This window comes from Fodinicola feengrottensis, assembly GCF_010993775.1.
GTDB lineage: Bacteria > Actinomycetota > Actinomycetes > Mycobacteriales > HKI-0501 > Fodinicola > Fodinicola feengrottensis.
In genome coordinates this window covers 64297-73929 of the sequence record NZ_WOTO01000044.1, presented here as the reverse complement: position 1 = coordinate 73929, position 9633 = coordinate 64297, and the positions used below count along the sequence as shown (strand labels likewise).

8 protein-coding genes, 2 rRNA genes and 2 pseudogenes are annotated in these 9633 nt (G+C 64.2%); 2 read left to right on the top strand and 10 right to left on the bottom strand.

Annotation, left to right across the window (positions count from 1 at the left end):
* Positions 1–120 precede the first annotated feature (120 nt).
* Positions 121–257 (bottom strand): annotated as a pseudogene (locus GNX96_RS33375) (S4 domain-containing protein); the annotation flags it as partial.
* Positions 214–978: a phasin family protein gene (locus tag GNX96_RS33370; protein WP_279582147.1), complete on the bottom strand. Its 765-nt coding sequence runs from the start codon at positions 976–978 to the stop codon at positions 214–216. The pseudogene GNX96_RS33375 and the gene GNX96_RS33370, both read right to left, overlap by 44 nt.
* A gap of 148 nt (positions 979–1126) precedes the next feature.
* Between GNX96_RS33370 and GNX96_RS33365 the strand changes: the two genes are divergently transcribed.
* Positions 1127–1465, top strand: a complete 339-nt coding sequence (locus GNX96_RS33365; protein WP_163571919.1) for an alkyl sulfatase C-terminal domain-containing protein — start codon at positions 1127–1129, stop codon at positions 1463–1465.
* Between the two features lie 293 nt (positions 1466–1758).
* Complete coding sequence (locus tag GNX96_RS33360) at positions 1759–2106, top strand: type II toxin-antitoxin system PemK/MazF family toxin (RefSeq protein WP_163571918.1); 348 nt, start codon at positions 1759–1761, stop codon at positions 2104–2106.
* 84 nt (positions 2107–2190) lie between these two features.
* Here the strand turns inward: GNX96_RS33360 and GNX96_RS33355 are convergent, their stop codons facing one another.
* The 8 genes and pseudogenes from GNX96_RS33355 to GNX96_RS33325 form a co-directional block, all read right to left on the bottom strand.
* Complete coding sequence (locus GNX96_RS33355) at positions 2191–2907, bottom strand: HAD-IIA family hydrolase (RefSeq protein WP_279582146.1); 717 nt, start codon at positions 2905–2907, stop codon at positions 2191–2193.
* A gap of 73 nt (positions 2908–2980) precedes the next feature.
* Positions 2981–3115 (bottom strand): annotated as a pseudogene (locus tag GNX96_RS65425) (HAD family hydrolase); the annotation flags it as partial.
* 137 nt (positions 3116–3252) lie between these two features.
* Positions 3253–4095: a tetratricopeptide repeat protein gene (locus GNX96_RS33350; protein WP_163571917.1), complete on the bottom strand. Its 843-nt coding sequence runs from the start codon at positions 4093–4095 to the stop codon at positions 3253–3255.
* A complete protein-coding gene (locus tag GNX96_RS33345) occupies positions 4070–5191 on the bottom strand; it encodes a hypothetical protein (protein ID WP_163571916.1) in 1122 nt (373 codons plus the stop codon). The genes GNX96_RS33350 and GNX96_RS33345 overlap by 26 nt, the downstream gene beginning before the upstream one ends.
* A gap of 33 nt (positions 5192–5224) precedes the next feature.
* Entirely contained in the window at positions 5225–5701 is a 477-nt protein-coding gene (locus GNX96_RS33340; protein ID WP_163571915.1) for a hypothetical protein, read from the bottom strand.
* Positions 5702–5749: 48 nt separating this feature from the next.
* Positions 5750–5953 carry a hypothetical protein gene (locus tag GNX96_RS33335; RefSeq protein WP_163571914.1) on the bottom strand — a complete coding sequence of 68 codons (204 nt, stop codon included), beginning with the start codon at positions 5951–5953 and terminating at the stop codon, positions 5750–5752.
* A gap of 127 nt (positions 5954–6080) precedes the next feature.
* Positions 6081–6198, bottom strand: a 5S ribosomal RNA gene (gene rrf / locus GNX96_RS33330).
* Between the two features lie 127 nt (positions 6199–6325).
* Positions 6326–9452: ribosomal RNA gene (locus GNX96_RS33325) — 23S ribosomal RNA — on the bottom strand.
* Positions 9453–9633: the final 181 nt, after the last annotated feature.

Sequence of the window (9633 nt, the reverse complement as noted above, 5' to 3'; positions counted from 1 at the left end):
CACCACGTCGCCGGGAGACGTCCTTACGTCCGGTGGCGGCCGTCGCGCCGGATCCGGCCGCTCGCGGCCCACCGCGAGGCGGCTCACCATCTGATACAAGGGTCGACGTCCCGTCTCGTACACGGCGGTGTGCTCGTCGACCTTGGTCGCCGGCTTGCCGGCCGCGCGGCCGTCGACAGCACCGCTCCCTGGGCGATCAGCGCCGCGGCCTGCTCACGGGAGCGGGCGAGGCCACGGCGTACCAGCTCCACGTCCAGCCGAGAGCCGCCACCGGCTCAGGTCTGGTCGATGGTGGAGAGCGCGTCCTGTAGTGACTTGTGGGCCGCCTCGTAGCGGGTGATGGGCGGGTCTGGTACGGGCTTGGCACATCGGAATGGTCATGAGGTCGCCGCCGGCGGCGGGGAGCTCACGGTCTTGGCCGGCGAGGTCTTGGCTGGCGCCGTTTTGGCTAGAGCTGTCTTCGCCGGACCTGCCTTCGCGGCTTGGGCGGGCGCCGCCTTGGTGGGCGGTCTTCTTCGCCGGAGCCGTCGTCTTGGCAGCCGCTGTCTTGGGAGCCGCTGTCTTGGCCGGCGCCTTCGCGGGGGCCTTCCGGGCCGGGGCGCGCTTGACTGGCGCTTTCACGGCTTCAGCCTCAGCTTTGGCCGCGGCGGCGGCCGCCTCGGTGGTGGTGATCTTGGACTTCGCCGCCGCGAGTTCGCGCTCCAGGTCGCGTACCCGACTCGTCAGTGTCTCCACCTCATCGGCGGTGGCCAGCCCGACCAGGCCGAGCGCCCGGTCGACCTCGAGCCGGACGATCTTCTGCAGCGCGTCCCGGTTGTTGGTGCTGGTCGACACCAGGTCCTCGGTCAGCGTCTGGATCTGCTCGACGGTCGCCCCGCCACGCTTGGCCAGCTTCTTCGCGGCGGCCTTGGCCTTCTTGCGCGACACGTCGCTCAGGCCGGTGGCCATCGCCAGGTAGGTCTTCAGCGCGTCCTGCATCGCTGCCCCCCTTTGTCCTCGTTCTCGTGGGCGCCGGTCAGGGTTGGCGCGCTGGTTACCCAGTGCCACCCTTTGCGTTGCCTTCAGTGTTGCCACGCTACCGGGTGAGCTGCGATTCCACGCGTTGCGGTGCGGTAGCGTCGCGGTCATGGCGTCGATCGAGCAATGCCGGACCGCACTGGACGGCCTCGCCAAGCGGCTTTCGGGTGCGGACTCCGCGACCCGTAAAAGGGTGTCGCTGGACCGAAAACTGGCCTGCCGGATCACCGATCTGCGAGCCACTTTCGTCGGGCAGTTGCGCGACGGCGAGTTGCAGGACATCAGCCGGGACGACGAGGGCAAGGGCCAGATCACCTTGACCGTCTCCAGCGATGACCTGGTGGCGCTCACCGAGGGCACCTTGCGATTCCCGAGCGCTTGGGCGTCCGGTCGACTCAAGGTCGACGCGAACGTGTTCGACCTGGTGAAACTTCGCGCACTGCTGTAAAAGTGCGGGTTTTCTTGGCACGTGCTAAGGGAACTGATCCTGGTACGCTGAGCCGCATGGCGACGACCGAAAAGCTCACCGTAAGTGTGCAGAAACAGATCGCCAGGCACGCTCGGCTGGCCGCGAAGCGTCGCGGCGAGTCCCTCTCGACGCTGACTGATCGCGCGCGCCTTACGCGCCTACCTCGTCTCCGAAGCGGTGCACAACGCCCCTTCCACCGACGCGGACTGGCTTGATGCCGCCGAGCAAGCCCTGATCGAACGCGCAGGAGAGCAGCACGGGGCCTAACACGAATGGCACGGCACCGTTCGGGACCAGCGGTCCCGGAAACAAGCGTTCTACTCCGCGGCGAAGTCTGGCGGGTTGTCGTCCTCAACCAGGTTGAGCGACTCGTCGTCGTGGTTGGCCACCAGCAGCTCACCGCTGCCCGCGAAGACGCTCTGGTCGCCGACTTCGACCAGGCACCAGTCCCCCGTACGTCCCTGCTCGAAGTCCCCGTCGACGACCCGGTCGCCGGTGTCGTGAGAGCGATGACCGTCGCACCGCTGCGCAAACGCTGGTTCGCCGAACGCATCGGCCGGATGGACGACGACACCATGGAGCAGGTCGACATCGCCCTCCGCGCCGCACTCGATCTCTGACCTTCTCGACTGAGCACGCAAGAACCGGACGTTTTCGCTGTTTGTTCGGCGGTCGGCGGCGAAAACGTCAAGCTCGCGGAGCGCTTAGCCGAGCGAGAGGGTGGTGAGGGCAGACTCGGCGGATGGATCGCTTGGGGTGATGGTCGTTGTCGAGGTGGTCCAGGCAGCGGTGGCTAGGGCGCGGAGGGCGTCCAGCGGGTCGCCAGTGCCGGACAGCTCGAGGCGATCCTGTGCTCGTACGGTCCAGCCGGCACAGGTGAAGGTGTTGCCGTCAGTTGCCGTGGCGGGGTGTGCGACCAGCAGGCCGCGTACGTCCGTAGCCACGTAGGTGGGGCGGCGCTTTGGCTCGGCGGCTAGCAAATCGGCGGCAGTGGTGACGCCGGACAGGACCAAGAGACTGTCCGTACCAGCGTTGTTGGCACCCTCGATATCGGTGTCCAGCCGGTCGCCGACGACCAGCGGCCGCTGCGCGCCGCTGCGGGCAATCGACTCAGCGTGCAGCCGAGGGTGCGGCTTGCCGACGATCTCGTCCGGTTGCCTGCCAATGGCGGTCGCCACGGCCGCGACCAGTGCGCCGTTTCCGGGCAGCGGCCCGCGCGGCGACGGAAGCGTGCTGTCCGCGTTGGTCGCCACCCAGATCGCCCCGTGCCCGAGTGCGACCGCTGCTTCGGCGAGCGCGGCCCAGCCGACGTCCCGGCCATAACCCTGCACCACGGCAGCGGTCTTCTCGCTGGCCTCGCGGACCGGAGTCAACCCGACCTCGGCGATGTCGGCCACCAATGCGCCCGTACCGACGACCAACACCTCGGCGCCGACGACCCAACCGGTCGGCGAGCGAGCTGGCGGCGGCCTGGGCGGACGTGACGACCGTGTCCAGATCGGCCGGTACGCCGACCTTTTCCAGCAATGCCACCACATCCGCCGGACGCCGGGAGGCGTTGTTCGTGACGAATTCCAGCTTCATGCCACGATTGCGGGCCTCCGCCAACGCATCCGCCGCGTGCGGCACTGGACTTTCCTGCAGGTAAACGACTCCATCGAGGTCCAGCAATGCCACGTCGTAGCGGGCGGACAGCGGTTCCGCGCTGCCGGTCAGGTCACTCACCGGTTCTCCTCCGGGGGACTCACTGTCCTTTGTGGACACCTTCACGACCGCCTCGCCGTCATCACCCTCGTCTTCGTCATCTCTTTCGTCTTCGTCGTCGCTCGGATCTTCGTCCTCGTCCGAGTCATCGCCGTCCGAATCATCGCTATCTTCGGTCTCGTCGTCCTCAGCTTCGTCGTCCTCAGCTTCGTCGTCCTCAGCTTCGTCGTCCTCGAATTCGGCCTCTTCGATTTCGACGCCGTCCAGGGACAACACCCGCGCGCGGCGTCGTCAGTCTCGCCATCCTCGTCCGCATGCGAGGCCAGCGCGAACCACTTGCGGGCCTCGTCCGCGCGCCCGGCGGCCAGCAACATATCCGCGTACGCGTACCAGAGCCGCACCGTTGACGGCCGTCCGGGCCGGGCCGACTTCGCCTCGTTGACCAGCATCGCGACCGCCGCCTCGGCATCGCCAAGATCTCGGCGAGCGCCGGCGACCACGATCAACAACTCGGCCTTGCCATCGACATCGAGCTGCGCGACGACTTCCGGCGCCCGCAGCATCTTGATCGCCTTCTCCGGCCGACCCATGGCCCGCTCGCAGTCGGCCTCGGTGGCGAAATGTTCGACGCTGCCCGTCATGCGGCGGTAGGACCGCAGCTCCGCGAGCGAGGTCATCCAGTTGCCGGCGAAATACGCGGCAAGGCCGACCGCCTCACGTACGACGCCAATCCGCCCGCCGTACGCGCGAGCCGCTGCCGCATGGGCATAAGCGGCCGCCGGATCCGTGTCGACCAGCTGCCCGGCCGCGACCAGGTGCCGCGCCACGGTCTCAGCGGATTCCTTTGCCAGCGAGGAAAGTTGGCTGCGAATCGCCGGATCAAGGTCGGCCGAGGTGTGAGTCATCCGGGATCGGCACGCGTTTTTCCTCGCGCCGCTTCTGTTCCCGGGCGGTACCCACCGAACCACGGGTCGCCGGCCGCGCCGGCTCGGCTCGCGCCGGCCGATCGCCATCTTCACGGGGCCGCTTCGAGCCTCGGTCGTCCCTGTTCCCGCTGGGACGGCTCGGCCGCCCCCACCACCCGCGTAACTTCCCGCCGGCGAACTCGCTCCGGTCCGCGGCCCACTCGTACGCGCCGGTCGCCCGCTGTACGAACCCGACCCACCAGCACCACGCACGCACCACCGGCACGATCAGTGCGTCCAGGTCGATCGCCATAAGAACCCGACGGTCGCTCTGTACGTACCGGTCGATCACCGGACGACCCACCGCGCGGACCATCGGTGCGCTCGGGCCGATCCGTACGCGCCGGACGATCGCCATAAGAACCAGTGCGCGGGGCACCACTGCCAGGCCGATCCGTACGCGCCGGACGATCACCGTAAGAACCAGTGCGCGGGGCACCACTGCCAGGCCGATCCGTACGCGCCGGACGATCACCGTAAGAACCAGTGCGCGGGGCACCACTGCCAGGCCGATCCGTACGCGCCGGACGATCACCGTAAGAACCAGTGCGCGGGGCACCACTGCCAGGCCGATCCGTACGCGCCGGACGATCACCGTAAGAACCAGTGCGCGGGGCACCACTGCCAGGCCGATCCGTACGCGCCGGACGATCACCGTAAGAACCGCCCCGTGGAGCGTCGGTCCTCGGACGATCGGTGCGCTCGGGCCGATCACCACGCGCCGGACGATCACCGTAAGAACCAGTACGCGGCCGGTCCGCTCGCGGACCGCCACTACGCTCGGGCCGATCAGTGCGCGGCCGATCGCCGTAAGAACCGCCACGCGGACCGTCGGTCCTCGGACGATCAGTGCGCTCAGGCCTATCCGTACGCGCGGGACGGTCACCATAGGAGCCGGACGGGCGATCCGTACGCGCAGGACGGTCACCATAAGAACCCGAAGGCCGATCCGTACGCGCAGGGCGATCACCATACGAGCCCGAGGCTCGTGGGCCGCCGGTTCGTTCTGGCCGGTCGCCGCGGCCGGAGGTTTCACCGCGCCGGTCGCCGGCCGAGCCGCGGGGACCGTCTACTCGAGGGCCGCCGGTACGGCCGCGGGGATCGCTGCGCCGATCGCCGCCGCCGCCGGCAGGGCCGCGACCAGGCGACCATCGTTCGGTTCGCTCGCGGTCGCCCGATCCGGTGCGACGGTCGTCAGATCCACGGCTGGCCCCGCGCTCATCGTTCGGACGTGCGCGATAGGGACGGCTCTCGCCTGAGCCGGTCCGAGGGCGATCATCGCGACCCGAAGTTTGTTCGCTGTCGCGCCGAAATCCGCCGCTCGCCGGGCGCCCGCCGGTGCCGCGACCACCCGGTGCGCCACCACTGCGGTCGGCCCAGGAGCTGCCACCACGGCCACCGGATGCGCCGCCGCGACCGGCTGAAGGCCCACCGCTGCGGCCTCCGCTCGATCGCGAATCGGACGACGAACCGCCGCGGCCGGCGTCCCGACCAGTGGGCTCGCCGCCGCGGCCGCGGTCACCACTGGCTGGGCCTCGCACCCCACGAACCACCCTCGCGGCCACTCGCGCCGCCGCGACCGGTGGGCGCGCCATCAGATCGACCGGCCGAGCCGCCCGTACGACCGGCGGAACCGCCACCGGTCCGGCCCGCGGAACTGCCGCCCGTCCGTCCGCCGGACGAACCGCCGGTCCGCCGCTGCCACCTTGACCGCGTGAGGCCGGTGAGTCGGCGCCGCGGGAGCGACGACCTGCGAGCGGTCTCGCCCTCCAGAGCCTGGGGTCCCGTACTGGTTCACCGTACTTCTCACCTCTACGCGTCGAAAAGGATGCTACTGACCGAGCTTCTCACACTGCGTTTTCGGTAAACGCATGAAGAGCCGCCAACGAGCGGTTTCCCGTCGTTAGCGGCTCTTCAATGAAGAAGTCCGGCGGCGGCGCTACTCTCCCACACCGTCACCAGTGCAGTACCATCGGCGCTGAGAGGCTTAGCTTCCGGGTTCGGAATGGAACCGGGCGTTTCCCTCTCGCTATGGCCACCGAAACACTATCGAGAAATCAATGGACGCAATCGCCGAGCATTGTCATGGAGACAACGCCGCGATCAAAGATCGCCCGTTTCTCGGGAACCGTATAGTGAACGTAGTCGCAGCAGTATGAATCTTTGGTAATTGGTCAAGTCCTCGGCCTATTAGTACCGGTCAGCTTCACGTGTTTCCACGCTTCCACATCCGGCCTATCAACCCGGTGGTCTAGCCGGGGGCCTTACCCAGTTAACCTGGTGGGAAACCTCATCTCGAAGCGAGCTTCCCGCTTAGATGCTTTCAGCGGTTATCCCTTCCGAACGTAGCCAACCAGCCGTGCTCCTGGCGGAACAACTGGCACACCAGAGGTTCGTCCGTCCCGGTCCTCTCGTACTAAGGACAGCCCTTCTTCTCAAGTTTCCTACGCGCGCGGCGGATAGGGACCGAACTGTCTCGCGACGTTCTAAACCCAGCTCGCGTGCCGCTTTAATGGGCGAACAGCCCAACCCTTGGGACCGACTCCAGCCCCAGGATGCGACGAGCCGACATCGAGGTGCCAAACCATCCCGTCGATATGGACTCTTGGGGAAGATCAGCCTGTTATCCCCGGGGTACCTTTTATCCGTTGAGCGACACCGCTTCCACCAGCCAGTGCCGGATCACTAGTCCCAGCTTTCGCTCCTGCTCGACACGTCCGTCTCACAGTCAAGCTCCCTTGTGCACTTGCACTCACCACCTGATTGCCAACCAGGCTGAGGGAACCTTTGGGCGCCTCCGTTACTCTTTAGGAGGCAACCGCCCCAGTTAAACTACCCACCTGACACTGTCCCTGAACCGGATCACGGTCCGAAGTTAGATGTCCAGATCAAACAGAGTGGTATTTCAACGTTGACTCCACCGACACTGGCGTGCCCGCTTCACAGTCTCCCACCTATCCTACACAATCCGAACCGAACACCAATATCAAGCTGTAGTGAAGGTCCCGGGGTCTTTCCGTCCTGCCGCGCGTAACGAGCATCTTTACTCGTAGTGCAATTTCGCCGAGCCTGTGGTTGAGACAGTGGAGAAGTCGTTACGCCATTCGTGCAGGTCGGAACTTACCCGACAAGGAATTTCGCTACCTTAGGATGGTTATAGTTACCACCGCCGTTTACTGGCGCTTCAGTTCTCAGCTTCGCCGTGAGGCTAACCGGTCCCCTTAACGTTCCAGCACCGGGCAGGCGTCAGTCCGTATACATCGTCTTACGACTTAGCACGGACCTGTGTTTTTAGTAAACAGTCGCTTCTCCCTGGTCTCTGCGGCCATACAACGCTCAAGGAGCAAGTCCCGTCACGTCTCAGGCCCCCCTTCTCCCGAAGTTACGGGGGCAATTTGCCGAGTTCCTTAACCACAGTTCACTCGATCGCCTTGGTATTCTCTACCTGACCACCTGTGTCGGTTTGGGGTACGGGCCACTCAGAGCTCGCTAGAGGCTTTTCTCGGCAGCATAGGATCACTGACTTCCCCTATGTCGGGTCGGCATCAGGTCTCAGACTTAATGAAGCGCGGATTTGCCTACGCCTCGCCCTACACCCTTACCCCGGCTCTACCATCCACCGGGTTCAGCTACCTTCCTGCGTCACCCCATCGCTTGACTACTACAAGCCGGGGTCACCCGCTTCCACCACCTCATCTCCGAAGAGAATCAACAGCTTCCGGGGGCTTAGCACAAACCTGCCTCATCATGGGCGCTCTTTCGCGGGTACGGGAATATCAACCCGTTGTCCATCGACTACGCCTGTCGGCCTCGCCTTAGGTCCCGACTTACCCTGGGCGGATTAGCCTGGCCCAGGAACCCTTGGTCATCCGGCGGACGGGTTTCTCACCCGTCTTTCGCTACTCATGCCTGCATTCTCACTCGTGCGGCATCCACGACTAGGTCACCCTGCCGCTTCACCCGCCGCACGACGCTCCCCTACCCATCCACACACCTGGACCAACACCACAAAGGCGCCAGCCGGGTCAATATGTGAATGCCACAGCTTCGGTGATGTGCTTGAGCCCCGCTACATTGTCGGCGCGGAATCACTTGACCAGTGGGCTATTACGCACTCTTTAAAGGGTGGCTGCTTCTAAGCCAACCTCCTGGTTGTCTGTGCAACTCCACATCCTTTTCCACTTAGCACACGCTTAGGGACCTTAGCTGGTGGTCTGGGCTGTTTCCCTCTCGACTACGAAGCTTATCCCCCGCAGTCTCACTGCCACGCTCTCACTTACCGGCATTCGGAGTTTGGCTGATTTCAGTAAGCTTGTAGGCCCCCTAGACCATCCAGTGCTCTACCTCCGGCAAGAAACACGCAACGCTGCACCTAAATGCATTTCGGGGAGAACCAGCTATCACGAAGTTTGATTGGCCTTTCACCCCTACCCACAGCTCATCCCCCAGGTTTTAAACCCTGGTGGGTTCGGTCCTTCACACGGTCTTACCCGCGCTTCAACCTGGCCATGGGTAGATCACTTCGCTTCGGGTCTAGAGCACGCGACTCAAACGCCCTATTCAGACTCGCTTTCGCTACGGCTACCCCACACGGGTTAACCTCGCCACGTACCACTAACTCGCAGGCTCATTCTTCAAAAGGCACGCTGTCACGAACAGCCACAAGGACTGGGGACGCTCCAACGGCTTGTAGGCACACGGTTTCAGGTACTATTTCACTCCCCTCCCGGGGTACTTTTCACCTTTCCCTCACGGTACTTGTCCGCTATCGGTCACCAGGGAGTATTTAGGCTTGACAGGTGGTCCTGCCAGATTCACAGCAAATTTCACGAGCTCGCTGTTACTTGGGATCCCACTCGGGAGATCAATCGTTTTCGTCTACGGGGGTATCACCCACTACGCCAGCCCTTTCCAGAGCCTTCGACTAACGAAATTTCTTACTCCCCGACCGTCCGGCAGAACGATCAGAATGGTCCCACAACCCCCAACACGCAACGCCCGCCGGCTATCACACGTATCAGGTTTAGCCTCATCCGCTTTCGCTCGCCACTACTCACGGAATCACTTTTGTTTTCTCTTCCTACGGGTACTGAGATGTTTCACTTCCCCGCGTTCCCTCCACACACCCTATGTGTTCAGATGTGGGTGACTGAACATAACTCCAGCCGGGTTTCCCCATTCGGACATCCTCGGATCAAAGCTAGGTTGGGAACTCCCCGAGGCTTATCGCACCCTCCAACGTCCTTCATCGGCTCCTGGTGCCAAGGCATCCACCGTGTGCCCTTAATAACTTGGCCACAAAAATTCAAAGATGCTCTACGTCCACTATACAGTTCTCAAGCAACGCACGATCCCCATCATTTCTCGTCACCTACCAGCTCCAATGAGCCAGTGGTTTAACGATAATGAGGTCCGCTTCACGAGCGAATAAATAACAGCGGTTATTCCCTCAGGACCCAACAGCGTGTCGGACGATCA